The sequence below is a fragment of the Micromonospora sp. NPDC007208 genome, assembly GCF_042869175.1.
GTDB classification, from domain to species: domain Bacteria; phylum Actinomycetota; class Actinomycetes; order Mycobacteriales; family Micromonosporaceae; genus Micromonospora; species Micromonospora foliorum.
The window spans coordinates 281,430-306,824 of sequence record NZ_JBIAFG010000002.1 but is presented as its reverse complement, the minus strand read 5'-3'; the positions used below and the strand labels follow the sequence as shown (position 1 = coordinate 306,824).

The window sequence follows — 25,395 nt, the reverse complement described above, 5'->3', positions numbered from 1 at the left end:
GGGTACCCGCAACGGCCCGGATCAGGCCGGACGGCTCACTCGGTCGGTGGCTCGTCCTCGCCCGCCGCCTCGGCCGCGTCGGCCTCCTCCTTGGTCTTGTGGACGGCCTTGTCGGCGTGCTCCGGCGGCCCGTAGACCGTGTAGAGCACCAGCGGGTTGGGGCCGGTGTTGACGAAGTTGTGCTTGGTGCCGGCCGGCACCACGACCAGGTCGCCCGCGACGACCTTCCGCTTCGCGCCGGCGACCCGCGCCTCGCCGACTCCGCTCACGAAGGTGAGGATCTGGTCGATGTCCTCGTGCACCTCCTCGCCGATCTCCCCATCGGCGGGGATGGTCATGATGACCAGCTGGGTGTGCTCACCGGTCCACAGCACCCGCCGGAAGTCCGGGCTCTTCTCGGCGACGGTCGCGATAGTGAAATGCTCCATGTCCACGCTCATACCCCGTCCGGCGGCGCGCCACGCCGGGACTGGCGGATGGTGCAATTCGCCACGGCCGGCGGGTTTGGATCCGCGTGGACCGGGGATCGACAAAACTGACCGGCGCGAACGGCCGGTCGAGCCAGGTCCCCGCCGACGTACCGCCGAACGGCTGCGGTGGTGGGAGACGGCCAGAGCACGGCGACGTTCCGACCACTGTCGAAACGGCGCCGTGCGCTCTTGCGTGCCTGAAGGCCCGCCGCGATCTTGCACTTACTGTCGCGGCAAAGGGGACATGTCACGCGTCTCGGCAACCGAAACTGCAAGATCGGCGCGACGCTGAGACCTCAGCGGTGCAGCCAGGTGAGCAGGTCGGGCGGGGCCAGCTTCCCGGCCCTCTCCTGGTATCGGGCTAGACCGGCGGCGTCCAGCAGGTCGCGTCCTTGACCTGAGGCGCCTCGGCGAAAGAACGCCTGCCGGTCACGCAGCACGCCGAGCGTGTCCGGTGCGAGCCGGTCCGCGCGCTCCCGCATGCGACCGAAGGTGGCGGCCTCCACCAGCTCCGGCCCCGGGCTCGGAAGTTTCCACCTGTCGGCGAGCCGGCACATCTCACCGCCCAGATCGGCCAGCAGGTCGTCGTAGTGCACCAGCTCGACGTTCGGCTCGTGCCGGCGGGCCCACGCGTCACTCAGGTGCATCAGCACCCCGGGCAGCGAATCCAGCTCGGCGTGCGGGTCCACCTCGCGGTCGACCCAGCTCAGCAACCACTCCCGCACCGGAGGCCGCTGTCGGGGTGGCCCGGCCGGGGCGGGTCGACCGGTCAGTTCGGCGATGCGCGCCCGGTCCAGGTTGGCGCTCTGGTGGTAGAGGGAGACCGCCATGTCCAGCGGGTGCCGGGCCACCACCACGTAGTGCACCCGAGGGTCGAGCGGCACCCCGTCCAGCGGGGTGTGCGTCTTGATGAACCGCCGGTGTGGCTGGGCCGCCAGCCGGTCGTACACCGTGGCCTGCGGCTCCCCCAACCAGTCCAGCCACGGCGACAGCACGGTCAGCGGCGCCGGCAGCTCCGGGGTGCCCAACACCAGGAGCGCACAGATCATCTGCATCCAGGTGGTGCCGCTCTTGGATCGGGTGCTGATCACGATGTCGCCGTCGCGCAACGGAAATCCGCTCCACCGTGCGCTGTCCTCTTCGTCGGATCGGTACCGGTGAATCGGCGTGAGCATCGGTGGATGGTAGTCGCCGAACCGACAGTCGAGCAGCCGAATTCCGGCTTACATTCCTGGGGCATCCGCGTATGCCTGGCTAGATTGAAGTATGGTGCCCGCCCACGGGGGCCGGGCGGCGGCACCGGTCTACCGCCCCATCCTCGCCAGCCGCCGAGGCGAGCTTGAGGCCCTGAGCCACCTCGATCCCGCGTACGCCGCACTGGTCGCCCCGATCCTGGAGATCGGCGCGATCGACCGGTCCATGATGGACACCCTTCGCCGACTGCCCGCCGGGCTCATGCCCGCCATCGACGTCAGCGCGCTGCCCGACATTCCCGAGGCGGAGCTGACCCGGTGGGGCGTACCGGTGGTGCCGGTGATCGGGCTCGCGGAGAGCGACCACCGGCTGGTCGCACACGGCGCGGCGGCGCGGGCGTACGGTCGGAGCGCGCTCATCCGGCTGCGGGCCGGCCAGGACCGGGCCGGGCCGGACGCGAGCACCACCGCCGTGGAACGGATCTGGCGGTTCACCGGCCTCGCCCCGGAGGAGTGCGACCTGCTGGTAGACGCGGGGGACGTGTGCTGCCCGGCGGACGTGCGGACCGCCGAGCCCCGGGTACGCCACCTGCTGGACTGGGCCCGCCGACACGCCTGGCGGTCGGTGACGGTGGCGGCGGGCGGCATGCCCCCGACGCTGTCCCGGTTGCCCACCGACGAGCCGGTCCAACTGGACCGCTGGGACTGGCAACTGTGGCGACGACTGGCCGACGCCGGGGTCGACTACGGCGACTACGGCGTCCACCCGGCCACGCCGGGCAGCGGTGACCCCGGGGACCGGTTGCCGACCGTGCGGTACACCGACGACGGCAGTTGGTGGGTGTACCGCTGGGCGCGTCGCGGCGGCCGGGGCGACGACCGGTTCGCCGACCTGTGTCGCACGCTGGTGTCGGCACCACACTGGCCAACCGCCGGAGCGGCCTTCTCCTGGGGTGACCATGAGCTGCTGCGCCGGGCCCGCAGGGGCGCTGGCGCCGGTTCGACAGCCAACTGGGCGGCATGGAGCACCTCGCACCACCTGGCCCACGTGCTCGCCACGCTGTTGCATCCGGCCGGCGACAGCGCGCCGAGGTGGCACCCCGGCCAGGGTCCACCGCAGCGGGGGCGCCCGCTGCGGTGAGGGCCGGGTCTACTGCTTCTCGGTGAAGCCGAACTGGATGATGCCCTCGTCGTCGACGGTGGCGTCCACCGACGCGTCACCGAGCAGCTCGGCCGCGTCCTCGTCCAGGAAGATCCGGGCGCCCTGGTTGTCGACCACACGGTCGCCCTGCACCGGCTCGGGCACCAGCTCGACGGTGAGCGAGCCGGCCTCGGTGTCGGCGGCGATACGGACTCCGCCGTCCTCGGCGACGTCCTGTTGGTTGGCGAGGTCACGAATGACGAGCACGGCGTTATCGGTCATGGTGAGCATGGCGGGAACTCCTCGTGGATTCTCGGCTCGCGGTCGGATACCGCGCGGACCGGACAGTCGGCCCGCGTACGAGCACACGTGGGAGGCGACAGAGGGGCGAACGGTCGTCGCCGTCGCATCGGATCGGGGCAGCTGACGGCCCCGTCACTCCCACCGTGCCTGCTCACCGACCATCCGTCAAATAGAGCCAGGTCAGTGGAGAGCGGCGGCCGGGGCCAGCCAGGCGCGAATCTCGTTGACCGCCGCGCGGCCGGCCCGGTTGGCCCCGATCGTGCTGGCCGAGGGGCCGTACCCGACCAGGTGAACCCGCGCGTCGGCGACCACCCGGGTGCCGTCCATCGTGATACCGCCGCCCGGCGCGCGCAGGCCCAGCGGGGCGAGATGGTCGATGGCCGCCCGGAACCCGGTGCACCAGAGGATCACGTCCGCCGGCACGAACCGCCCGTCCGTCCAGGCCACCCCGTCGGGCGTGATCCGGTCGAAGACGGGTAGCCGGTCGAGGACGCCGCGCTCGCGCAGTCGACGTACCTCGGGGGTGACCGGCAGCCCGGTCACGCCCACCACGCTGCCCGGCGGGCGGCCTGCCCGGACCGCCTCGTCCACCCGGGTCACGGCGGCGCGGCCCAGTTCCGGGCCGAACTCCTCGTCGTTGAACGTCGGTGGCCTGCGGGTCACCCAGGTGGTGGCCGCCGCGACGGTGGAGACCTCGCCGAGCAGCTGCACGGCCGAGGTGCCGCCACCGACCACCACCACGCGAAGGCCGGTGAACTCGGCCGGCCCCCGATAGTCGGCGGTGTGCAGCTGCCGTCCCCGGAACGTCGACCGGCCCGGGTAGTGGGGCCAGAACGGGCGCGTCCAGGTGCCGGTGGCGTTGATCAGGGCCCGCGCGGTCCAGGTGCCCCGGTCGGTCTGCACATCCAGCCGTCCGTCGGGGCGGGAGCGCACCGCCCGGACCCGCACCGGCCGCCGCACCGGCAGGTCGAAGGCCCTCTCGTACGCGGCAAAGTAGGCGCTTACCTGCTCGGCGGCCGGGCGTAGTGGCTCGGCGGGCGGGAGCGGCAGCCCGGGCAGGTCGTGGAAGCCGTGCACCCGGTCGAAGACCAACGTCGGCCAGCGGTGCTGCCAGGCGCCGCCGGGCCCGTCGTCGGCGTCGAGGATGACGAAGCCGCTGCCGGGCGCGAAGCCGGTGCGGTGCAGGTGGTAGCCGGCGCTCAGGCCGGCCTGCCCGGCGCCGATCACCACGACGTCCGCGAAGTGGGTGTCCACACCGCGTACAACCACCCGGATGTCACAGCTGTGCCCGTCCTCGACCGTCGTGCCGATCACAGACGGCCATTCCGGCTTCCACCGCCTGACCTGCACTTACGCTGAGTGAATGAGCGACTTCCGTCGGTACGCGGCCGAATTCCTCGGCACCCTGCTGCTGGTGTTCTTCGGGGTGGGCAGTGCGGTCGCCGCGCGGGTCCAGGGCGGCGTGGTGGTGGTGGCGCTGGCCTTCGGGTTCGTGATGGTGGCCCTCGTCTACACGATCGGCCCACTCTCCGGGAGCCACGTCAACCCGGCGGTGACGCTCGGTGTGCTGCTCTCCGGAAAGATCTCGCTGGTCGGGGCGGTGGCCTACTGGATCGCGCAGTTCGTCGGGGCGACCGTCGCGGGCTTCGTGCTCTGGGCGCTCACCCGTTGGGGTGACGTCGCGGACCAGACCGGGGCCCTGGGCACGAACGGCTACGGCGCGCACATCAACCGGGGCGGGGCAGCCGTGCTGGAGGTCGTGCTGACCTTCCTCTTCGTACTGGTCGTGCTGGTGGTGACCAGCCGGAGCGAGAATCCGGGCACCGCCGGGCTGGCCATCGGGTTGGCCCTCGCCGTGACCCAACTGGTGGGCGTGACGCTGACCGGCGCGGCGGTCAACCCGGCCCGCGCGTTCGGCCCGGCGGTCTTCGAGGGCGGCGCGGCCCTGCGGCAACTCTGGGTGTTCATCGTCTTCCCGCTGCTCGGCGGGGCGCTCGCCGCGCTGGTCGCGCCAATGGTCATGGGTGCCCAGCGGCACTACTGGGGTGGTCACGAGAAATCGGTCGGCGGGCCGAAATAGCCCCAGACGGCAATATCTTTCGCCAGAGGGCCTTCTCCGGCGAATATCTCCGTGGCAGCATCAGCGGATGCATCGTCGTCACTTTCCCCGGGCCCTCGCGCTGCTCGCGCTGGTCGCCACCGCGGCCACCGCCGGCGCACCCGGTGCCACGGCCGAGTCGCCCACCCCCGCGACGACCCAGCTGCGCGCCACCATCGACACGATCCTCGCCGACGCCCGGCTGACCGGCGCGCAGGCGTCGGTGGTCGTGGTCGACACCGGCACGGGCCAGACGCTCTACGACCGCAACGGTGACCGCCGGCTCGTCCCGGCGTCCAACACCAAGCTGCTGACCTCGACCGCGGCCCTTGAGCTGCTCGGCCCGGGCCACCGCTTCACCACCGACGTCCGGGCCAGCGGCAAGCGCCGCGCGGGCCTGCTCTCCGGCAACCTCTACCTGCACGGCGGGGGCGACCCGACGATGCTCGCCGCCGACTACGACGCGCTCGCCGCGCAGGTCGCCGCCGACGGCGTGCGGGTGGTCACCGGGAACCTGGTCGCCGACGACACCCGCTACGACCGCACCCGGCTCGGCCCCGACTGGACCTGGGACGACGAGCCCTACTACTACGCCGCACAGGTCTCCGCGCTGACCGTCGCCCCGGACACCGACTACGACGCGGGCACGGTGATCGTGCACGCCGCACCTGCCGACCGGGCCGGCGCCCCACCGGTGGTGACCACCACCCCCGCCACCGGGTACGTCCGCGTCGACAACCGCGCCCAGACGGTCAGCGACGGCGAGACCTCGATCTCGATCGAGCGCGAGCACGGCGGCAACACCGTCGTGGTGACCGGCCAGATCGCGCTCGGCGACGAACCCGCCAGCGACTGGGTCACCGTCTGGGAACCCACCGGCTACGCGGCCGACGTGTTCCGGGCGGCGCTGCACCGGCACGGCGTGCGGGTGCTCGGCCGGACCGTGCTCGGCCAGCCCACCCCCGAGACGGCCAACCCGGTGGCGCGACACGACTCGATGAGCCTGGGTGAGCTGATGACGCCGTTCCTCAAGCTGTCCAACAACGGGCACGCCGAGGTGTTGACCAAGGAGATCGGACGGGTGCTCTCCGGCTCGGGCACCTGGACGGCCGGCCTCACCGCGATCAGCGAGTACGTCGCCGACACCGGAATGGACACCGGAAGACTGCGCCAACGTGACGGCTCAGGGTTGTCCCGGCGCAACCTCGTCCCGGCGACGGAGTTCGTCGACCTGCTGAGCGCCGTCCGCGCCGAACCGTGGTTCGCGACCTGGTACGCGGCGCTGCCGATCGCCGGCCAGCCCGAGCGGTTCGTCGGCGGCACCCTGCGCAGCCGGATGGCCGGCACCCCGGCCGCGGGCAACGTGCACGCCAAGACCGGCAGCCTGACCGGTGTCTCCGGGCTCTCCGGCTACGTCACCAGCGCCGACGGGCGACTGCTGGCGTTCTCCATCCTGCTGAACAACTACCTGACGGCGTCGGTGAAGTCGCTGGAGGACCAGATCGCCGTGGCACTGGCGGGCTTCCGCGAGGGTGGGGCGTCGACGGCACGGGTGGCCCCGCCGGCGGTGCCGGAGACGCCGCGTACCCCGGAGGGCGTCGAGTGCTCCTGGGTCAAACCGATCACCTGTTGAGCGGTGGCCGGGAGGCGCGTAGGCGCCTCCCGGCCCGGCGAGCGCTCAGGCCGGACGGTCCGGTGGGGGGACCACCGCCGTCGGGTCACCACGCTCGATGAGCGCGGCGATCTCAGCGGCCCGCAGCCCGCGCAGCGCCAGCACCCGGGTGCCCCAACGGTGCAGGCGGCACGGGTGCGGGCTGGCATCGTTGCGGCAGACCACACCCCCGGACCACCGCCGGGGGGCGTGTACCACCACCGCCCGTACGGCGAACTGGGTGTCCTCGCCCGTCACGTACGGCGGCAGGGGGATGTCGCGAAGAACCTCCCCGGGCGCTTCACCGGTGCCGGACGAATCGGCACGACGGACGCGGTGGGCGGTCCTGCTACTCATCTCCGCTGCCTCCACACTGGATGCTCGGGTGGGAACAGCAGAAAGTTACGACGCATTCGACGGTGCGCGACGGACAAACTGTCCCGCCGCGGAAACGCCCAGCGATCGGTCAGTCAGCGCACCGTCACGGCCTGGAGGCCGACGTTGCCGCAGTGCGGTGTGAAGACCTTCTCGACGGTCCAGTTCAGCAGCAGTCGGGCGCCCTTGGGCAGCGTGAAACGGATGGTGAACTGGGCGCTCTGACTGGTGTAGGGGTCTTCCAGTCGAGCGGTGCTGGCGGGCCCGCCGGTGGACAGCCGCGCTTCCAGTCGCCCCCGGGCCATCCAGATGCCACCGTAGAGGTGGACCGTGCGCGGCTCACCGCTGCCGGCGACGGCGAGGCTGAACCCGTTGCCGGCACCGCAGGTGTAGACGCCGTTGGAGCTGCCGTTCGTCGACCGCTCCGGCGCGCCGTCGGACCAGCGCACGTACTCCTGGTTGCCGTCCCAGCCGACCCGTCTGCCGGCGCCACCCCCGTCGATGATCTCGCCAGAGCCGGAGCGCTTGCGGTTCGTCGACCCGCTGCCGCGCTCCCCCCAGTGCACCCAGTCCCGGGTGCCCACGGCGGTGAGGTCGACAGCGGCGGGCATCTCCCCCCGGCTCACGGACAGCGCCGGCGAACCGGGCTTGGCCGGCGGCGGGGCGGGCGCGCTGGCCGACGGGGTCGGGTCCGGCGAGGGTGGCCGCTGGCGCGGACGCAGGCCGGGCGTCGCCGGCCCCGCCTCGCCGGTGCGCCCGTCGGCGGCCGGGAGACCGGGGGAACGGGCGGCCCCGGCGGCCACGCCACCCGGACCCGCCGGGTCGTCGTCCGGCTCCGGCCCGGACCGGGTGCCGAGGTACGAGACCAACACCACCAGGCAGGCGAGTACGGCGGCTCCCTCCACCGCCCAGCGTCGCCGCTGTCGGAAGCGGCGCAACACGCTACGGGTCACCCCGGCGGTGATGGCAGGCGGACGATGCCTCGGCGGCGCGTCGCCTGCCCTCGAACCAGCCCGCGTGCGGTCTTCGTCCGCCACCGACCCCTCCAACTCCACCGCCCGGCCGTTCTGGACCGCCGCGGACCACACCGTCCACTGTGGGCCGTTTCACGTTTATCCGGGCGTGGACGACACGCTAGATCCGGACTGCCGGACGTGTCCAGCCCACAATGGGACGCTGTCGGACAACCCGGCCCGCCCGGACGGACACTTCCGCAGACCACGAGCGCCTTCCGCGTCAGCCGATCCGGAAACCGAGCAGTTGCGCGACGACCACGGCCTGCTCGACGTCGATGATGGCGCCGGCCCGCTCGACGACCGTCGGGTCGAGCGCGGTGAGATCGCTGCCCCGCAGGTCGGCGCCGCCGAGCCGGACGTTGTGCAGCTGCGCGCCGGAAAGATCGACACCAGTGACGGTAGCACCGGTGAGGTTGGCCCTGGTGAGGTCCACCTCGCGCATCCGCACCCCGGTCAGTCGAACGCCGCGCAGGTCGGCGCCGGGCAGTGCGGCGAAGGACCAGTCACCGCCGTCCACCGTCAACGGACGCAGGTCGCACTCGCTGAACGTGCTGCCGACCAGCTTGCAGCCGGTGAACTCGGCCTCGAAGAAGTTGCACCGCCGAAAGACGCAGCGGGTGAAGGCCGAGTCGACATGTCGGGAGGCGTTGAACGCCACGTTGCCGAACGTGCACCCGGTGAAGACCGCGCCCCTGCTCAGCGCCTCGGTCAGGTCCACACCGAAGAACTCGCAACCCACGAAGTGCCGGTCGGTCAGCTCCTCGCCGTACCAGTCCTCGTTGCGGAAGGTCACGTCCTCGGTCAACTCCGGCATCCGGCCAGGCTAGTGGGCGCCGCCGACAGCCGGCGGCCGGCGGGGCCGGTGCCGGCCCCCTTCCGGTGTCGGCGTACCGGCGAGTAGGTTCGGCGGTGTGAGTGTGGCTCGGAGCAAGGACCCGGATCAGATCGGTTTCGACCCGGCGCGGTTGGCGCGCATCGACGAGCACTTCGGCCGGTACGTCGACGACGGCCGGCTCGCCGGCTGGCAGGTGGTGGTCACCCGTGCCGGCGAGGTGGCGCACTCCTCGACGTACGGGCTACGCGACCGGGAGTCGGGCGCACCGGTCGAGACCGACACGCTCTGGCGGATCTACTCGATGACCAAACCGGTCACCTCGGTCGCGGCGATGATGCTGTGGGAGGAGGGCCGGTTCGAGCTGACCGACGAGATCAGCCGCTGGTTGCCCGAGTTCGCCGACCTGCGGGTCTACTCGAAGGGGTCGGTGCTCAAGCCGCACACCGTGCCGGCGGTCGAGCCGATCCGGGTCTGGCACCTGCTCACCCACACGGCCGGCCTGACGTACGGCTTCATACAGACCTCGGTGGTCGACGGGCTCTACCGGGCCGCCGGTTACGACCTGTACCCGCCGACGGACGTCGACCTGGCCGGTGCCTGCGCGGCCTTCGGCGAGCTGCCGCTGCTGTTCCAGCCCGGCTCGGCGTGGGGCTACTCGGTCGCCACCGACGTGCTCGGCCGACTCGTCGAGGTGATCTCCGGGCAGAGCCTCGACGCGTTCTTCGCCGACCGGATCTTCGGCCCACTGGGCATGACCGATACCCGCTGGTGGGTGGAGGGCGACGAGGCCGACCGGCTGGCCGCGCTCTACGTACCGGAACCGCGTAGCGGCCGGGCCGTCCGCTACGACAGCCTCGGGTCGCTCGCCTTCAGCAAGCCGGCGCTGCTCTCCGGCGGTGGCGGTCTGATCTCCAGCGCCGCCGACTACCACCGCTTCACCCAGTTGCTGCTGCGCGGCGGCGAGTTGGACGGTGTCCGGCTGCTCGGGCCCCGCACGGTGCGGTTCATGACCCGCAACCACCTGCCCGGTGGTCAGGACCTGGGCACCCTGTCCACCGGCGGCTTCGCCGAGACCACCCTGGACGGGATCGGCTTCGGCCTCGGCTTCGCGGTGGTCGACGACCCGATCCCCAGTCGGGTGCCGAGCAGCGTGGGCGAGTTCTACTGGGGCGGGGTGGCCAGCACCGCGTTCTGGGTCGACCCGGCCGAGGAGATCACCGCGCTGCTGTTCACGCAGCTGATGCCGTCGAGCACCTACCCGCTCCGCTCACAGCTGCGCCAGCTCGTCTACGCCGCCCTGGTCGACTGACGGGATCGGCGTTCCGCCGACGGGCGACCGGCCCAGTCCCTAGCCTGAGCTGGTGAGCACCATCGTCGTGTTTGGCGCGGGCGGCACCGCCGGTTCGCGGGTCACCTCCGAGGCGGTCGACCGGGGGCACCGGGTGATCGCCGCCGTCCGCCGCCCGGAGGCCACCTCGTACCTGCCGGCCGGGGTGCGGACGGTCACCGGCGACGCGACCAGCGAGCGGAGTGTCCGGGAGCTGGCGCCGGACGCCGACGCGCTGGTCGTGGCGATCGGCGGCGGCGAGCGCGAGCTGTGGCGGAACGCGGCGGAGAACCTGGTGACCACACTGCGCGGGATGCCGGCCGCACCGCGGATCATCCACCTGGGCGGCGGATCCACCCTGCTCACCCCGGGCGGCACCCGCATTCTCGACGAGCCGGACTTCCCGGCGGAGTACCGGGAGTCGGCGCTGGGCCAGGCGGACGCGTTGGACTACTACCGCACCGCCGCCGACGGGGTGAGCTGGACGTACGTGTCGCCGCCCCCGCTGGAGTTCCACCCCGGCACGCGCACCGGGCACTACCGCACCGGCACCGACCAGCCGGTCACCGATGCCCAGGGCCGCTCGGTGCTCACCTACGAGGACCTGGCGGTGGCGATCATCGACGAGATCGAGCAGCCGCGACACCAGAACGCCCGCTTCACCGCCGCGTACTGACCCCGGGTGCGGGCCAGCCGTCGTCAGTCGGCGAGGCGGGCCGGGAAGCCACCGGTGGCGATCGGACCCCAGGCGTCGATGGTGACCCGGATCAGCGACTTGCCCTGGCGCACCATCGCCGCCCGGTAGTCGTCCCAGTCCGGGTGCTCGCCGGAGATGCTGCGGAAGTACTCGACCAGCGGCTCCAGGGCCTCGGGCAGGTCCAGCACCTCGGCGGTGCCGTCGATCTGCACCCAGGGCCCGTTCCAGTCGTCGCTGAGCACGCAGGCCGAGACCCGGGGGTCACGGCGGAGGTTGCTCACCTTGGCTCGCTCCGGATAGGTGGAGACGACCAGCCGCCCCTGCCCGTCGACCCCTGCGGAGACCGGGGAGGACTGCGGGCGCCCGTCGGCCCGGGTGGTCATCAGCACGACGTGGTGTCGCGGCCGGAGGAAGTCGAGCAGGCCGTCCCGGTCGACCCGGGTGTTCCTTGCGATGCTGCGTGCCATTCCCCGTTCCTACCAGGGCGCGGTCACCGCGGCGGCGGCGGGTCAGCGAGGGCGGGCCGCGGCGCGACGCACCGCCTGGGCGGGCACCCGGGGGCGGCCGGACGGACGCCAGGCCCGCCCGTTGGCGTAGATCACCCGAAAACCGAGGTACGACGCGAGCGGCGCCCAGTGGGCGGAGCCCATCCGCAGCTCGGCGGCATTGTGTCGCTGGCCGTTGGCGAGCACGTCGAGGAGCACGGTTTCGAAGGCCGCCGATTCGACCCAGTCGACTTCCCGGGTGAAACCGCAGATCAGAGCGGCTCCGGTGACCTCCAGGAACTCGCGCAGCACCGCGTCCGAGGCGCGTAGCACCGAGCAGCTGCCGAAATAGAGTCGGCGCCCCTCCGCGCGGCCGGCCATCAGCTCGGCCACCTCGTTCAACTCCACCGACTGCCAGTCGGTGAGGCAGAGCCGGCTCGGCTCGCCGTGCATGGCGAAGAAGCCGACCCGGTGGTCGGCGTACTGCTTGAGCAGCCAACGGTCCAGGAAGTAGAACAACTCGTCGCGGGTGGCCGCGTCCTTGTGGATGAAGCGGATCTTGCCCAGCCGCTCCAGCAGCTCCAGGGTGGGCAGCACGGAACCCCGCTCGTTGAGGTCACGGTGCCACTGACCCTCGACACAGAAGACGCCACCGCGTGCCACGCGCACCTCCGCCAGTCCACCGCCCGGGGCTGACGTTACCGGCCGCCATCACCTCGGGAACATCACCCTCGGTGTGGCAGTTTGCGACGTTCGGTGTGCTTGACGGTGCGAGGGCCGATCGGCCGGGAATGACTGTTTCGCAAATCAGCCGAATTCCCAGGCAATATCCAGGAACAGCGGATTGTGAGCACGATTCTCGTTAACCACCTCCAACGGCATGGATCAGTGCGATGGTGGAAATCGCGGGACTTCTCGGTCGATGTCCCGAAGCCACCCCATTCGCTCTCCTATCGGGAGGACTTCTGTGCGCGTAAACACCTTGAAGCGTGCCGCCGTCGCGTTCGCCCTGGCACTGCCCGGGGCCGCAATCGCCACGGTGGTCGCCGCACCGGCGGCGCACGCGGACGGCTGTTACACCTGGAACCGCACCCTGACCCAGGGGCGCTCCGGCGACGACGTCCGCCAGTTGCAGATCCGGGTCGCCGGGTGGGCCGGCTACCGGGACATCGTGGAGAACGACGGTCGCTACGGGCCGAAGACCGCCGCCGCGGTCAAGCGGTTCCAACAGGCGTACGGGCTGCGTGCCGACGGCGTCGCCGGCCCACAGACCTTCGCCAAGCTGTACCAACTCCAGGACAACGACTGCACACCCGCGCACTTCACCTACGGTGAGCTGGACAACGGGTGCGGCGGGAGCGGGTGGAGCGGCGGCCCGCTGCCGGCGAACCAGACCAAGCAGAACGCGCTGCGCACCATGTGGAAGCTGGAGGCGCTGCGCAAGAGCCTCGGCGACAAGCCGCTCGACGTGTCCAGCGGTTTCCGCAGTCGCGCCTGCAACAACCAGGTCGGCGGCGCGTCCGACAGCCAACACCTGTACGGCAACGCGGCCGACGTGACCTCACGGACGTCCTCGCTCTGCCAGGTCGCCCGCAACGCCCGTAACAACGGCTTCAGTGGGATCTACGGACCGGGCTACCCCGACCACGACGACCACGTGCACGTCGACTCGCGTCGGGAGAACAACAGCGACAGCAGCTCGAACACGACGAGCTGGTCCGCCCCGGACTGCGGCGTCGGCAACTGAACCGTCCACTCAGAGCGACGTCGGTCCGGCGCGGAGGGGGAATCTCCGCGCCGGGCCGACGTCCTTTCGCCCCGGGTCGGGTGGGCGGAGGGGGATAGCGCGCTCAGCTCGCCCGGGGCCAGCGCGGCGCGGTGACGGGGGGAGTCACCGGCCGGCCAGCAGCGGTGGGCCGTACCCCCTGGGGGACGACCCGCGCGGCCTGTTGCCGCGACGGCCCGGTCGCCGTGAACGGGAAGGGCACGTGCACGAACGGATTACCGTGCCGGATCAACGCCTCGATCTGCCGCTCGTTGAGCCCGTGTGTCTCCAACACCCGTCGCCCCCAGCGGTGCAGCCGGCACGGGTAGGAGGCGCCGTCGTTGCGGCACAGCGGCCCGGTCGGCCACTCCTCGGCGGTGTGCACGACCACCGCCCGGACCGCGAGCCGGACATCCTCCGGGGTCAGTGGTGCCGGCATTGGCACCTCACCCAGTACCTGATCGATGGGATCCGTCGACTGCTCACCAACTCGCACGGCAGGCCTCCCGCAGTTCGGCAGCGGTACGGCGGACCCACCGCACCGACATCCTCGGCCATGGGTACGGCGGACACCGGACGAAAGTTCAATTCCGGTACGCGGTAAGCAGATCCTCCGCCGACCCGGCGAACCACGCCTCAGACGAGGCCGGCGTCGTGCACGAGCAGCGCCACCTGGACCCGGTTGTTCAGCTCCAGCCGGGTCAGCAGCCGGGAGACGTACGCCTTCACCGTCGCCACGCTCATGAACAGCTCCCCCGCGATCTCCGCGTTGGTGTGGCCCCGCCCCAGCGCGACCGCCACCTGCCGCTCCCGCTCACTGAGCCCGGTGAGCAGCCGCAGCGCCCGTTCCCGGCGCGGGTCGGGGCCGACCGGGCCGGGGGCGGCGGCGGTGACGTGGGCGATCAACGTCCGGGTCACCGTCGGGGAGAGCGTCGCCTCACCCGCCGCGACCCGGCGTACGGCGCGCACGATCTCCGCCGGTGGGGTGTCCTTGAGCAGGAAACCGGCCGCCCCGGCACGGAGCGCCCGCAGGACCTGCTCGTCGGCGTCGAAGGTGGTCAGCACCAGCACCTCCGGTGGGTGCGGCTGGGCACGCAGCGCCTCGGTGGCGGTCAGCCCGTCGACCCGGGGCATCCGGATGTCCATCAGCACCACGTCCGGGGCGTACGCGGCGACGGCCGCCGGCACCTCGCCACCGTCGGCCGCCTCCCCGACCACGGTCAGGTCCGGCAGACCGCCGAGGATCATCGAGAGCCCGGCCCGGACCAGCGCGTCGTCGTCCACGATCAGCACGCGTACCGGTGGCGCAGCCGCGCCGGCCGGCCCGGTCGCGTCGGCAGGGTTGGTCACGCCGGCCACGGCAGCCAGGCGGCCAGCCGGAAGTCACCGGAGTCGTCCCGACCGTAGGCGAGCCGGCCACCGGCCAGGGTGACCCGTTCGCTGATGCCGACCAGGCCGGTGCCGGCTCCCGGCAGCGTGCCGCCGGCCGGTGTGCCGACCGGCCACCGGTTGCCGATCGCCACGGTCAGCCCGGTGCCCGGCCCGCCGGCCACGTCCACGGTGACGGCCGCGCCGGCCGCGTGCTTGCGGGCATTGGTCAGCCCCTCCTGCACGATCCGGTACGCGGCCCGGCCCAGCGCCGCCGGCACCTCCCCCGGGCTGGCGACGCTGTCGCTGACGTTGACCCGCACTCCGGCCGCCCGCGACTCGGCGATCAGCGCCGGCAGGTCGGCCAGGGTGGGCTGCGGTGGCTCCGGGGCGTCGCCGTCGCCGTCGCTCTCGGCCCGGAGCACCCCGATCACCTCGCGCAGGTCCTGGAGGGCGGCGTGCGCGCTGCCCCGGATCACCCCGGCGGCCCGGGCCACCTCGTCCGCGGGGGCGTCCGGGCGGAACTCCAGCGCCCCGGCGTGCAGGCTGAGCAGCGAGATCCGGTGGGCCAGCACGTCGTGCATCTCCCGGGCGATCCGGGTGCGTTCGAGGTGGCGGGCCTGGGCGACCCGGAGCTGCTGCTCCGCCTCGGCCCGCTCTGCCCGCTCCCGCAGCGACACGATCAACTGCCGGCGGGCTCGGACGAACATCCCCCACGCCAGCACGGCGAAGCTGAGCACCACACCCCAGGACGCGGTGGCCCAGTACGGCATGGTCGGGTCCGGGCGCAGCCAACTGAAGACCATGTTGGTGACCAGACCCGCACCGGTGACCGCGATGGCGATGGCGGTCCGTCGGTGCACCACCACAGTGAAGTAGGAGATCAACAGCGGGATGGCAGCGGCCAGCGAGAACAGGGTCAGCGGTGTCGTCGCCACCACCAGCCCGAGCGGCCACCGTCGGCGCAACCAGAGCAGCCCGCAGCAGACCAGCCCGATCAGGGCGTCGGCACCGGTCATCCAGTCGTGCGGGAGCGGAGTGGCCATCGCCGGGTCGGGCGACAGGGCGTCGGCGGTGGCGAAGAGCACCCAGAGCAGGCTGACCAGGAAGGCCAGGGTGTCGACCGCCCAGTCCCGGGTGGTGCGCCGGGGCCGCCGGGCCGCCGCTTCCGGACTGACCGCGCCGGCCAGCGCCCCGGGCAGCAGCCAGGGGTGTTCCGGGACGGCGAGGCTTGTCACGACGCCATGCTAGGCAGCCGATGGGCGACACGACCAGCTACCAAAGTCGAGACCCGCCGGTCGACCAAGGTCGACGCGGCAGCTACCGGTGGCCGCAGCGGATGGCCGGGCGGCGCGGGCAGGCTCGACGACATGATCACCGTGGAGAACCTGACCAAGCGGTACGGGCCACACCCGGCCGTGGACGACGTGTCGTTCCAGTGCGAGCCGGGCACCGTCACCGGCTTCCTCGGCCCCAACGGCGCCGGCAAGTCGACCACCATGCGCATGATCTGCGGGCTCACCGCGCCGACAGCCGGCCGCGCCACCGTCTCCGGGCACCAGTACCGGGACCTGCCCAACCCGGGGCGGGAGGTCGGGGTGCTGCTGGACGCCTCCGCCCAGCACGCCGGGCGCACCGGCCGCGAGGCGTTGACGCTGTCCGCGTACACCATGGGTCTGGACAAGCGCGAGGTCGCCGCGAAGCTCGACCTGGTCGGGTTGAACGCGGTGGCCGCGAAGCGTCGGGTACGGGCGTACTCGCTGGGCATGCGACAGCGGCTCGGGCTGGCGCACGCGCTGCTCGGCGACCCCCGGGTGCTGATCCTCGACGAGCCGGCCAACGGCCTGGACCCGGAGGGGATCTTCTGGATGCGCGGCCTGCTGCGCGACTTCGCCGACCGGGGCGGCACCGTGCTGCTCTCCTCCCACCTGTTGCGCGAGGTGGAGGCGGTCGCGGACCGGCTGGTGGTGATCGGGGGTGGCCGGATCGTGGCCCAGGGCGACAAGAACGAGCTGCTGGCCGGCGGCGGCACGGTGGTCCGGGCCCGCGACGGCGCGGCGCTGCGCCGGGCGCTGGAGGTGGCCGACCTGACCGCCGCCGACAGCTCGGAGGGGCTGCTCGTGCAGGCCGACGCCGAGGCGGTCGGCCAGGCCGCCGCCGATGCCGGCGTCGCGTTGGCCGAGCTGCGCCCCGCCAGCGGCGGCGGCCTCGAACAGCTCTTCCTCACCCTGACCGCCGGCGAATCGACCAAGGAGGCCGTCCGATGACCACCACCACCGCGCCCGCCGCCGGCGCCGTCGCGCCCCGGCACCACACTCCGGTACGCCGGCCGTCGCTGCTCCGGCTCAGCACCGTGGAGGTGCGCAAGCTCGTCGACACCCGGGCCGGTCGCTGGCTGCTGATCACCATCGGCCTGCTCACCGCCGCGATCGTCACCCTGCAACTGATCTACGCCAAGGACGCCGAGCAGACGTTCCCCAACTTCTTCGTCCCCTCGCTGCTGCCGGTGTCGGTGCTGCTGCCGGTGCTGGGCATCCTGTCGATCACCAGCGAGTGGTCGCAACGCACCGCCCTCACCACGTACGCCCTGGTGCCCCGCCGGGAGCGGGTGGTCGCCGCGAAGCTGATCGCCGTGACGCTCACCGCGCTCGCCTCGGTGCTGGCCAGTCTCGCCGTCGCGGCCGTCGGCACGCTTGTGGCGTCCGCCACCGGTGGGGCGGGCACCTGGCAGTTCGACTGGTCGCTGCTGCTGAACGCGGTGGTCATCCAGGTCACCAGCGTGTTGATGGGTGCCGCCTTCGGTCTGCTGCTGCTCAACCCGCCGCTGGCGATCGTCGGCTACCTGCTGCTGCCCACCCTGTGGGGGGTGCTCGGCGAGATGGTCAAGCCGCTGCGTGGCCCGTCCGAGTGGCTGGACACCAGCAAGACCATGGAACCGTTGTTCAGCAGCGACGCCGTCACCGGCGAGCAGTGGGGGCGGATCGCGGTGTCCCTGTTGGTCTGGATGGTCCTCCCGCTGGCCGCCGGCCTGTTCCGGACGCTGCGCCGCGAGGTGTCCTGACCATGGACATGGCCGGCTACCGTCCACGCACCGTGGTCACCGGCGGCCCGCTGGAGCTGGCGGTGCTGTGGGGTGGCTTCCCGCTGCTCGGCGCGGGCGCCGGATGGCTCCTCGCGGCGGCCACGGCCTGGCTCGCCCGGCTGCCCTGGGTGCCGTTCGGCGACCTGATCGAGTGGCTGGATCGGCTGCCCGAGCCGCAGGCCACCGCCGGCACCATCGCGGTGGGCGTCGTGGCCGGCCTGGTCATCGCCGGGATCGGCACCGCCGAACGGTTGATCGTCACCGTCGACGCGGCGCAGGTCCAACTGCGCCGCTCCGACGACAACCGGACCGTCGCCCGGGCCGACACCCGGGTGGTCTTCGTCGCCGACAAGCACCTGGTGCTGCTCGACGCGGACGACGCGGAACTGGTCCGGGAGTCGACGGACCTGCCGGCCACGAAACTGGCGGCGGCGTTCCGGGAGCACGGCTGGGGTTGGGCGGACGACGACCCGCACCGGTCGGCGTACCGGCTGTGGGTTCCGGACCTGCCCGGGTTGCCCGCCGGCGCGGACGCGCTGCTGCGCGCCCGGGAACGGGCGATCCAGCGGGACCGCCGCGACGACGCCCGGGAGTTGCGCCGTGAGCTGGGCCAGATCGGGGTGGTGCTGCGTGACGAGGGCAAGCGGCAGTACTGGCGGTTGACCGCCCGGGCCCTTGCCCGCGCGCCGGAGCAGCCGACTTCGGCCGAGCGGGAGGCGGACGGGCGGTAGCGTCTGTCCCAGCAGACCCTGGGAGCCGCGCGATGACCGAACAGCAGCCGTACCGGGTGGTGTCCCGACACCCCGGCTTCGAGCTGCGTCGGTACCCCGCCCACCTGGTGGCCGAGATGCAGATCCAGGCGTCGTTCACCCGGGCGCCGATCGAGGCGTTCCGGCCGCTGGCCGCTTACATCGGTGGCGCCAATCGGGCCCGGCACCCGATCGGCTCCGCCGCGCCGGCGACGACGGCGACCAGCGGCTCGGAGAAGATCGCCATGACCGTGCCGGTGGTGCAGATCGAGGGTGAGTGGCCGGGCGCGTACCTGATCCAGTTCGTCATGCCGGCCACCTTCACCACCGCCACCCTGCCCGAGCCCGTGGACGCCCGGGTGCGGATCCGCGCGGTTCCGGCGCGGCTGGCGGCGGCGATGCGGTTCTCCGGGCGGTGGACGGAGCAGGCGTTCAGCCAGCGGGCCACCATGCTCGGCCGCTCGGTGACCGCGGCCGGGCTGCAACCGACCGGTGCCATCCGGTACGCGCGCTTCGACCCGCCGTGGAAGCCGTGGTTCCTGCGCCGCAACGAGGTCGTGCTGCCGGTCGTCGAGTGAGCTACCTGAGCTGCCGACGGTCCTCGACGCTCGGGCGCGCCAGCAGCACCGCCATCCCCAGCCCGGAGAGCAGCCCGGCCAGGGAGACCAGCAGATCGGAGTCGGCGGCGTGGATCGGGCTGTTGCCGGCCAACTCGGTGAGCGTCGCGCCGATCGGCAACATGATCATCATGGGGACGGCCGTGGCCACCAGAAACACCACCGGGCCCACCAACGCGATGAGAGCGGCCAGGGCGTGGTGCCACCAGATCGGCCGACCGCCCGGCCAGTCCCAGGCCAACAGGGTGACCCCGGTGAGCAGCACCGCCCCGAGAGCGACCTCCGGCAGGAGTCGTTCGCCGGGCGCGGCGACACGGACCAGCCCGACGCCGAGCAGGCCCGCCACGGTGAGGCCGGCCGCCAGCCCGACCCGGGCCCGGATGCGCGCCGGAGCCGCCGCCAGCGCGGCGCCGACGGCCAGGACCACCAGCAGCGCCGCGGTGGCCAGGGCGCCCTGGTTCAGCTCCGGCTCCCGGTCGGTCGGTGACTCCATCGCGGCCGCCACCAGCGTCAGCACCCCAGCCACGCAGGCCGCGCCGGTCAGCACCCGCCGGTCGCTGGCCGGAGGCGTACCCGGCGTTGGCGGCGTGCGGCGCTCCCACCACAGCAGCATCGCCGCGACCACGCCGAGCACGGCGTAGCCGGCGGTGGCGAGCAGCACCGTCGCGTCGCCGCCGATCGGGTCGGCCCGGTCGATCGCCACGTCGGCGGCGATCCAGCAGCCGCCGAGCACCACCGCCGGGCCGCTCCACCGCACCTGCCCACGGCCGGCCAGCACCAGCCCGAGCGGCACCGCCATGATCGCCATGAACCGCAGGTCGCGCGCCCAGTAGGCGTTGTTGCCCGGTAGGTGCTCCGACCACGGGCCGAGCGGCTCGGTCAGCGGTTGCCACCTGGTCATGCCGTACGCCCAGAGCGCGACGGCGGCGGCGGAGAGGAGCAGCCCGACCGGGCGCGCGAATCGCATCCGTGGACGGTAGCGGCCCAACCGCCCGTGCGGGGGGCGCGGTCATCCGCCGACCGGTGACCGCGCCGGACGGTACCGCAGCAGCCGCCACGTCGGCAGCACACTGGACAGCACCGCGAGCAGCAGGCACAGCCCCACCACCCCGGCGACCACCGACCACGGCACCACCAGATCGACGGGGGCGCCGACCTGCTCGGCGAGCCCGGCGCTGATGCTGAGCAGACCGACGAACGCGACAGCCCCACCCAGCAGCGCACCGATCAGGACCACCAGGGCGGACTCCGCCGTGACCAGCCAGATGACCTGCCGTCGGGTCGCACCGGCCATCCGGATCAGCCGCAGGTCCGCGGCACGGCCGGCGGCGGCCAGCAGCAGCGTGTTGGCCACCGCGATGGCCCCGTAGCCGGCGGACACCCCGATCAGCAGCAGGGTGAAAAGCCACACGAGGCGGTCCTCGGCGGCGTCCGCCTCGGCCGCCCAGCCCGGGACGTCGAGGATCCGCGCACCGACCGGCGGGTCGATCCGCTCCTGCACGTACACAGTGGACGTCAGCGCCGACGGGTCGTGCGCTCGCACCACGGCCCGGGGTACGAGCAGGTCGCCGGGGATCGAGGTGTCGGTGACCACAGCGACGACGCGCAACGACACCGACGTCCCGTCGGCGAAGACCACCGGGTACGGCTCGGACGGCAGCCGGTTCGCCGAGGCGGTGACCACCACCGTGTCGTCGCCCCTCAGCTCGTTCAGCGAGCCGGCGACGACGGTGAGCACCCGGTTGGCGGTGGCGAAGCCCTCCGGATCCACGCCGAGCGCTGTCATCGGCCGGTCCTGCGGCGACGTTCCTGGGTCGGTGCGGTAGACGGTGGTCGGCAGGAGGGCGGTGCCACCGGTCGCGGCGACGGCCCGGTCGGACAGGCCGGGCGCGCGGTCCGGCACGACGATCCAGCCCGCGTTCACGTTGTCCGCCCGGCCGGCCGCGTACGCGGCGCTGGTCGTGCGCACCATCCCGGACAGCAGCACCGCGAACGCGACAGTGAGCAGCACCGGCGCGGCGATGGCGGCGGTCCGCCGGGTCGCCGTCAACGCAGCGCCCCGAACCAGCATCCCGATCGCGCCACCGGGCCGACGCACCGGAGGACGCAGCAGCCACAGCAGCGGCCTGACCACCACCGAGGCGAGCACTGTAGCGCCGGCCACCAGCGCCATCACCGCGTAGAGCGCGTACTGCGCCCCCACCCGTGCCTCGTCGGCGGTCGCCGTGCCCAGGCTGAACGCTGCCCCCGCCGCGAGGAGCAGCACCCCGGTGACGGCCCGCAGCCGCCCGATCGGTCGCTGTTCCACAGCCGCGTCGCGTAACGCCTCCAGGGGGCGGACCCGCGCCGCCCGGCGGGACGCCGACCAGACGGCCAGCAACGCGATCACCGGCCCGGCGGCGAGCGAGACCGCGATCGGCCAGAGTTCGTAGCGGACCCGGAAGGTCGATGGTTCGTAGCCGACGTCGACGAGCACTCGGCCCAGCAGCGGGGCGAGAGCCGCGCCCACCACCAGGCCGACGAGCCCCGCCGAGGCGCCGACGGCGAGCGCCTCCGCGCACACCGCGCGGCGGACCTGGCGTCCGGTGGCGCCGACGGCACGCAGCAGGCCCAGCTCACGGCGGCGCTGCGCGATGGTGAACGCGAAGGTCGAGGCGACCACGAACACCGTGACGAAGCCGGCGAGGGCCGCCATGGCGGTGAGCACCTGCATGCCGATCCACCGGGTGCGGGCGTCGCCACGCGGCTCCAGCGCACCACGGGCGGCACCGGTCAGCACCCGCCCGTCGCCGCCGACGACCCCGCGAGCCGCCGTGGCGACCCGCTCGGGATCGGCGCCCGGCGCGAGCACCAGCCCGATGGCCCGGACGCCGGGCGCAAGCGCGGCGGCGACCTCGTCCGCGACGTGGACGCCGGGCCCGGCGACCAGACCGGTGACGGTGTACGACTCCGGGCCCACGGCGGTCAGCAGGGTGACCGGTGCGCCGGCGCGCAGCCCGAGCGCGCGGTCGACGACCACCTCGCCGGGCCGGCGGGGTGGCTCGCCCGCCGTGAGCCGCAGTCCACCCAGTTGGGCGCTGGACCAGCCGTGCCCCTGGTAGGCGTCCTCCCGCCGGGTGTCGGCGACCGAGGGTCGGCCGTCGACGAGCGGCTGAGCGTAGAAGGTGCGGTCCGGCACCGCCGCCACCACGTCCGGCAGACCGGCCAACCGGCCGACCAACCCCGCCGCCGCGCTGGCGGACCAGGGCCGGGTCGGCACGAACTCGTCCTCGGACGCACCCGCCTCGGGGCTCTGCACCACGACCGCCGCCCGCGCCAGCCGGTCCGGCACCTGCGGGCGCCCGGAGGCGAGCAGCAGGGTGGCCGTCGCGACCAGCGTGACCCCGATGGCGACGGCCACGAACGCGCTGGCCGACCGCCGGACGCTCAGCACGACGACTCCGCGACGGTTTCCCGCTCGGCGATCCGGGCGGCGACGGCGGCGGCGGTGATCCCACCGGTCAGCTCCTCCACGACGCGGCCGTCGGCCAGCAGGAGGACCCGATCGGCGTACGCGGCGGCGGTGGGATCGTGGGTCACCATCACGACGGTCTGCCCGTGGTCGTCGACGAGCGCCCGCAGCAGCCGAAGCACCTGTCGAGACGACGCGCTGTCCAACGCCCCGGTCGGTTCGTCGGCGAAGACCACCGCCGGGCGGGCGATCAACGCTCGGGCCACGGCGACGCGCTGCTGCTCCCCGCCGGACAGCTCACTGGGCCGGTGCCCGGCCCGGTCGGCGAGTCCGACGGCGGCGAGGGCGGCGGCGACGTCCCCGGCCGGAGGGCGGCGGCGGGCCAGGCGCGACGGCAACTCGACGTTCTGCGCGGCGGTCAGCGTGGACACGAGGTTGAACGCCTGGAAGACGAAGCCGATCCGGTCCCGCCGCAGCCGGGTCAGCTCGTCCTCACCGAGGTCGTTGAGGCTGGTGCCGTCGATCGTGACGGTCCCCTCGGTCGGGCGGTCCAGCCCCGCCGCGCAGTGCAGCAGGGTGGACTTCCCCGAGCCGGAGGGGCCCATCACCGCCGTGAACGTGCCGCTCGCGAAGCTGGTGGTCACGCCGTCGAGCGCCGTCACCCGCCGGGTTCCGGTGCCGTACACCGCGCGCAGCTCCGTGAGGGTCACCGTGTCTGTGGTCATGACGGTTACGGTGCCGAATGCCGGGGGTGCGGCGCGTCGTGCCGGGGCGGGCACTTTCCGGCCCTCCCCTGGGTGGAGCCAGAGGCCCGCAAGTGCCGGCAGGTCGTCCTGCGGGATGACCACCCGCAGGCGGACGCGGCCAGCCCAGTCGGCCGTTACCGTTCGACGGGTGACCGCTCTCCTGCTGACCCGACGGATGCGGCCGGTGGACCTGTACAGGGTGGACGCCCTTCTGGCGGTGGCCGTCGGCGGGCTGCTCTGCCCGTACGCGGCGCTGGAGTCGCCGCAGCACGGCGGCGTACGCGAACCGCTCTGGGTGTCCGTGCTGGTCGGGATGGCCATCGGCCTGCCGTTGGCAGCCCGGCGGCGGTGGCCCATGGCGGTGGCCGTCGTGATCAGCTCCGTCACCACCGTGTCCCTGATCACCGGGGTGATACCCAACTTCGCGGCCGCCGCGCCGGCGTTCGCCATCGGCCTGTCCTTCTACACGGTGGCCGTGGCGACGCCCACCCGCCGGTCCATGCTCTGCGCCGCCGGTTGTCTCGCGCTGGTGAGCGTCGGCCTGCTACTGACCGCGGGCGACCTCTGGTCGCGCACCGGCGGGGTCGTCTACGCCGCCGTCATGGTCGCGCCGGCCTGGGTGATCGGTTGGCTGATCCGGGAGCGACGCGCCCTCGCCACCCGGCAGAGCGACCAGTTGGTCCGTCAGGCCGCCACCGAGGAGCGGTTGCGGGTGGCGCGCGAGCTGCACGACGTGGTCGCGCACACGCTCAGTCTCATCGTGGTGAAGGCGGCCGTCGCCAACCACGTCGCCGAGGCCGACCCCCGCGAGGCGGGTGCCGCGCTCCGGGTCATCGAGGAGACCGGCCGCACCGCGCTGACCGACGTACGTCGGGTCCTCGGCGTGCTGCGCGAGGACAGCCCGTACGCGCCGACGCCCGGGCTGGACGAGTTGCCCCTCCTCGCCCGGCAGGCGGCGATCGGCGGCGTCGACGTGCAGCTCGACGTGCGGCGGGACGAGCCGGCTGGCGCGGTGCCGGAGTCGGTGGGCCTCGCGGTGTACCGGATCGTGCAGGAGGCGGTGACGAACGTGGTGAAGCACGCGGCGCCGGCCGCCTGCCGGGCCACGGTGACCGTCCTGCCCGACGAGGTGCGGGTGGAGGTGACCGACGACGGCCGGCGGCCGGTCCTGCTCGGCGGGGAGGGGCACGGGTTGATCGGCATGCGGGAACGGGTGGCGTTGCACGGTGGGGAGTTCCGTGCCGGCCCACGCTCCGACGGTGGTTTCGCGGTGACGGCCAGCCTGCCCTACCGGGTGGCCGCGTGATCCGCGTGCTGATCGCCGACGACCAGGCGTTGCTGCGTGGCAGTTTCCGGCTGCTTGTCGATCTCAGCCCGGACTGCACCACCGTCGGTGAGGCGGGCACCGGCGTGCAGGCCGTCGCGTTGACCGAGCAGCACCGGCCGGATGTGGTGCTGATGGACGTCCGGATGCCGGAGATGGACGGCATCGAGGCGACCCGGCGGATCTGCACCGATCCGGCGACGGCCGGCACCCGGGTCATCATCCTGACCACGTTCGACCTCGACGAGTACGTCTACGGGGCGCTGCGCGCCGGTGCCAGCGGGTTCCTGCTCAAGGACACCCCACCGGCGGACCTGCTGACCGGGATCCGGGTGGTCGCCGCCGGGGAGGGACTGCTCGCGCCGACGGTGACCCGCCGGCTGATCGACGAGTTCGCCCGGCAGCCGGAGCCGACCCGGCAGCTACCGCGACAGCTCGACGGGGTGACCGACCGGGAACGGGAGGTGCTGGCGCTGATCGCCCGGGGCCTGTCCAACGCGGAGTTGGCCGCGCACCTCAACCTCAGCCAGGCCACCGTCAAGACGCACGTCGGGCGGCTGCTGACCAAGCTGGCGGTACGCGACCGGGCGCAACTGGTCATCGTGGCGTACGAGACGGGCCTCGTGGGTCCCCACAGGTCGGGGTAGGGAGGTCGTGTCTCGACGTGGGCGCGGGAACATCCGACCTGGACGCTCCCGCGCT

Annotated in this window: 27 protein-coding genes; 12 read left to right on the top strand and 15 right to left on the bottom strand. The window is 72.9% G+C overall.

The window, feature by feature from the left end; genetic code table 11:
- Nucleotides 1-35 precede the first annotated feature (35 nt).
- Together ACFYL6_RS04895 and ACFYL6_RS04890 are read right to left on the bottom strand one after the other, a co-directional pair.
- Nucleotides 36-428, bottom strand: a complete 393-nt coding sequence (locus ACFYL6_RS04895) for a cupin domain-containing protein (protein ID WP_091397116.1) — start codon at nt 426-428, stop codon at nt 36-38.
- A gap of 338 nt (nt 429-766) precedes the next feature.
- Nucleotides 767-1,645, bottom strand: coding sequence for a sulfotransferase domain-containing protein (locus ACFYL6_RS04890; RefSeq protein ID WP_387167551.1), 879 nt, complete (start codon nt 1,643-1,645; stop codon nt 767-769).
- Nucleotides 1,646-1,736: 91 nt separating this feature from the next.
- Between ACFYL6_RS04890 and ACFYL6_RS04885 the strand changes: the two genes are divergently transcribed.
- Entirely contained in the window at nt 1,737-2,804 is a 1,068-nt protein-coding gene (locus ACFYL6_RS04885) for a beta family protein (protein ID WP_387167549.1), read from the top strand.
- A 9-nt stretch (nt 2,805-2,813) separates the two neighbouring features.
- On the opposite strand, the gene ACFYL6_RS04880 is transcribed toward ACFYL6_RS04885, so the two are convergent.
- Nucleotides 2,814-3,095 carry an adhesin gene (locus ACFYL6_RS04880; RefSeq protein ID WP_387167547.1) on the bottom strand — a complete coding sequence of 94 codons (282 nt, stop codon included), beginning with the start codon at nt 3,093-3,095 and terminating at the stop codon, nt 2,814-2,816.
- A 192-nt stretch (nt 3,096-3,287) separates the two neighbouring features.
- Nucleotides 3,288-4,421, bottom strand: a complete 1,134-nt coding sequence (locus tag ACFYL6_RS04875) for an NAD(P)-binding domain-containing protein (protein ID WP_387167544.1) — start codon at nt 4,419-4,421, stop codon at nt 3,288-3,290.
- 49 nt (nt 4,422-4,470) lie between these two features.
- Here ACFYL6_RS04875 and ACFYL6_RS04870 point away from each other — a divergent pair, with 49 nt between their 5' ends.
- Together ACFYL6_RS04870 and dacB are read left to right on the top strand one after the other, a co-directional pair.
- A complete protein-coding gene (locus tag ACFYL6_RS04870; RefSeq protein ID WP_238657600.1) occupies nt 4,471-5,187 on the top strand; it encodes an MIP/aquaporin family protein in 717 nt (238 codons plus the stop codon).
- Between the two features lie 67 nt (nt 5,188-5,254).
- Nucleotides 5,255-6,838 carry a D-alanyl-D-alanine carboxypeptidase/D-alanyl-D-alanine-endopeptidase gene (dacB, locus tag ACFYL6_RS04865; RefSeq protein ID WP_387167540.1) on the top strand — a complete coding sequence of 528 codons (1,584 nt, stop codon included), beginning with the start codon at nt 5,255-5,257 and terminating at the stop codon, nt 6,836-6,838.
- Nucleotides 6,839-6,883: 45 nt separating this feature from the next.
- Here the strand turns inward: dacB and ACFYL6_RS04860 are convergent, their stop codons facing one another.
- The 3 genes from ACFYL6_RS04860 to ACFYL6_RS04850 all read right to left on the bottom strand — a co-directional run bounded on the left by ACFYL6_RS04860 (nt 6,884) and on the right by ACFYL6_RS04850 (nt 9,061).
- Nucleotides 6,884-7,213, bottom strand: a complete 330-nt coding sequence (locus ACFYL6_RS04860; protein ID WP_387167537.1) for a hypothetical protein — start codon at nt 7,211-7,213, stop codon at nt 6,884-6,886.
- Between the two features lie 113 nt (nt 7,214-7,326).
- Nucleotides 7,327-8,184, bottom strand: coding sequence for a hypothetical protein (locus tag ACFYL6_RS04855; protein ID WP_387167534.1), 858 nt, complete (start codon nt 8,182-8,184; stop codon nt 7,327-7,329).
- Nucleotides 8,185-8,467: 283 nt separating this feature from the next.
- Entirely contained in the window at nt 8,468-9,061 is a 594-nt protein-coding gene (locus tag ACFYL6_RS04850; RefSeq protein WP_387167531.1) for a pentapeptide repeat-containing protein, read from the bottom strand.
- A 97-nt stretch (nt 9,062-9,158) separates the two neighbouring features.
- Between ACFYL6_RS04850 and ACFYL6_RS04845 the strand changes: the two genes are divergently transcribed.
- Nucleotides 9,159-10,391: a serine hydrolase domain-containing protein gene (locus tag ACFYL6_RS04845; protein ID WP_387167528.1), complete on the top strand. Its 1,233-nt coding sequence runs from the start codon at nt 9,159-9,161 to the stop codon at nt 10,389-10,391.
- Nucleotides 10,392-10,443: 52 nt separating this feature from the next.
- Nucleotides 10,444-11,085: an NAD(P)-dependent oxidoreductase gene (locus ACFYL6_RS04840; RefSeq protein ID WP_387167525.1), complete on the top strand. Its 642-nt coding sequence runs from the start codon at nt 10,444-10,446 to the stop codon at nt 11,083-11,085.
- Nucleotides 11,086-11,108: 23 nt separating this feature from the next.
- On the opposite strand, the gene ACFYL6_RS04835 is transcribed toward ACFYL6_RS04840, so the two are convergent.
- Complete coding sequence (locus tag ACFYL6_RS04835) at nt 11,109-11,573, bottom strand: PPOX class F420-dependent oxidoreductase (protein ID WP_238661073.1); 465 nt, start codon at nt 11,571-11,573, stop codon at nt 11,109-11,111.
- A 42-nt stretch (nt 11,574-11,615) separates the two neighbouring features.
- Nucleotides 11,616-12,254 (bottom strand): DUF6642 family protein, encoded by a 639-nt coding sequence (locus ACFYL6_RS04830; protein WP_387167522.1) that lies wholly within the window; start codon nt 12,252-12,254, stop codon nt 11,616-11,618.
- A gap of 304 nt (nt 12,255-12,558) precedes the next feature.
- Here ACFYL6_RS04830 and ACFYL6_RS04825 point away from each other — a divergent pair, with 304 nt between their 5' ends.
- The gene (locus ACFYL6_RS04825) at nt 12,559-13,338 is read left to right on the top strand and encodes a D-Ala-D-Ala carboxypeptidase family metallohydrolase (RefSeq protein ID WP_387167519.1); all 780 of its coding nucleotides are present in this window, start codon (nt 12,559-12,561) and stop codon (nt 13,336-13,338) included.
- Nucleotides 13,339-13,441: 103 nt separating this feature from the next.
- Here the strand turns inward: ACFYL6_RS04825 and ACFYL6_RS04820 are convergent, their stop codons facing one another.
- The 3 genes from ACFYL6_RS04820 to ACFYL6_RS04810 form a co-directional block, all read right to left on the bottom strand.
- Nucleotides 13,442-13,795 carry a hypothetical protein gene (locus tag ACFYL6_RS04820; RefSeq protein ID WP_225855057.1) on the bottom strand — a complete coding sequence of 118 codons (354 nt, stop codon included), beginning with the start codon at nt 13,793-13,795 and terminating at the stop codon, nt 13,442-13,444.
- Nucleotides 13,796-13,992: 197 nt separating this feature from the next.
- Nucleotides 13,993-14,724: a response regulator gene (locus ACFYL6_RS04815; RefSeq protein ID WP_387168248.1), complete on the bottom strand. Its 732-nt coding sequence runs from the start codon at nt 14,722-14,724 to the stop codon at nt 13,993-13,995.
- A complete protein-coding gene (locus ACFYL6_RS04810) occupies nt 14,703-15,962 on the bottom strand; it encodes a sensor histidine kinase (RefSeq protein WP_387167516.1) in 1,260 nt (419 codons plus the stop codon). The genes ACFYL6_RS04815 and ACFYL6_RS04810 overlap by 22 nt, the downstream gene beginning before the upstream one ends.
- Nucleotides 15,963-16,094: 132 nt before the next feature.
- Here ACFYL6_RS04810 and ACFYL6_RS04805 point away from each other — a divergent pair, with 132 nt between their 5' ends.
- The 4 genes from ACFYL6_RS04805 to ACFYL6_RS04790 are packed head-to-tail and all read left to right on the top strand — an operon-like array spanning nt 16,095 to nt 19,133.
- A complete protein-coding gene (locus tag ACFYL6_RS04805) occupies nt 16,095-16,991 on the top strand; it encodes an ABC transporter ATP-binding protein (protein WP_387167513.1) in 897 nt (298 codons plus the stop codon).
- Entirely contained in the window at nt 16,988-17,785 is a 798-nt protein-coding gene (locus ACFYL6_RS04800; RefSeq protein WP_387167510.1) for an ABC transporter permease, read from the top strand. The genes ACFYL6_RS04805 and ACFYL6_RS04800 overlap by 4 nt, the downstream gene beginning before the upstream one ends.
- A 2-nt stretch (nt 17,786-17,787) precedes the next feature.
- Nucleotides 17,788-18,537, top strand: coding sequence for a hypothetical protein (locus tag ACFYL6_RS04795; RefSeq protein ID WP_387167507.1), 750 nt, complete (start codon nt 17,788-17,790; stop codon nt 18,535-18,537).
- 32 nt (nt 18,538-18,569) lie between these two features.
- Nucleotides 18,570-19,133, top strand: a complete 564-nt coding sequence (locus tag ACFYL6_RS04790) for an SOUL family heme-binding protein (protein WP_387167503.1) — start codon at nt 18,570-18,572, stop codon at nt 19,131-19,133.
- 1 nt (nt 19,134) lies between these two features.
- Here ACFYL6_RS04790 and ACFYL6_RS04785 read toward each other — a convergent pair whose 3' ends face one another.
- Genes ACFYL6_RS04785 through ACFYL6_RS04775 form a run of 3 tightly spaced genes read right to left on the bottom strand, consistent with a single transcriptional unit; the run spans nt 19,135 to nt 23,348 of the window.
- Complete coding sequence (locus ACFYL6_RS04785) at nt 19,135-20,139, bottom strand: hypothetical protein (protein ID WP_387167500.1); 1,005 nt, start codon at nt 20,137-20,139, stop codon at nt 19,135-19,137.
- A gap of 42 nt (nt 20,140-20,181) precedes the next feature.
- Nucleotides 20,182-22,605: an ABC transporter permease gene (locus tag ACFYL6_RS04780; protein WP_387167497.1), complete on the bottom strand. Its 2,424-nt coding sequence runs from the start codon at nt 22,603-22,605 to the stop codon at nt 20,182-20,184.
- A complete protein-coding gene (locus tag ACFYL6_RS04775; protein WP_387167494.1) occupies nt 22,599-23,348 on the bottom strand; it encodes an ABC transporter ATP-binding protein in 750 nt (249 codons plus the stop codon). The genes ACFYL6_RS04780 and ACFYL6_RS04775 overlap by 7 nt, the downstream gene beginning before the upstream one ends.
- A 169-nt stretch (nt 23,349-23,517) precedes the next feature.
- On the opposite strand from ACFYL6_RS04775, the gene ACFYL6_RS04770 reads away from it, so the two are divergent.
- Nucleotides 23,518-24,675: a sensor histidine kinase gene (locus ACFYL6_RS04770; RefSeq protein WP_387167491.1), complete on the top strand. Its 1,158-nt coding sequence runs from the start codon at nt 23,518-23,520 to the stop codon at nt 24,673-24,675.
- Entirely contained in the window at nt 24,672-25,340 is a 669-nt protein-coding gene (locus tag ACFYL6_RS04765; protein ID WP_387167488.1) for a response regulator, read from the top strand. The genes ACFYL6_RS04770 and ACFYL6_RS04765 overlap by 4 nt, the downstream gene beginning before the upstream one ends.
- The last annotated feature ends 55 nt before the right edge of the window (nt 25,341-25,395 follow it).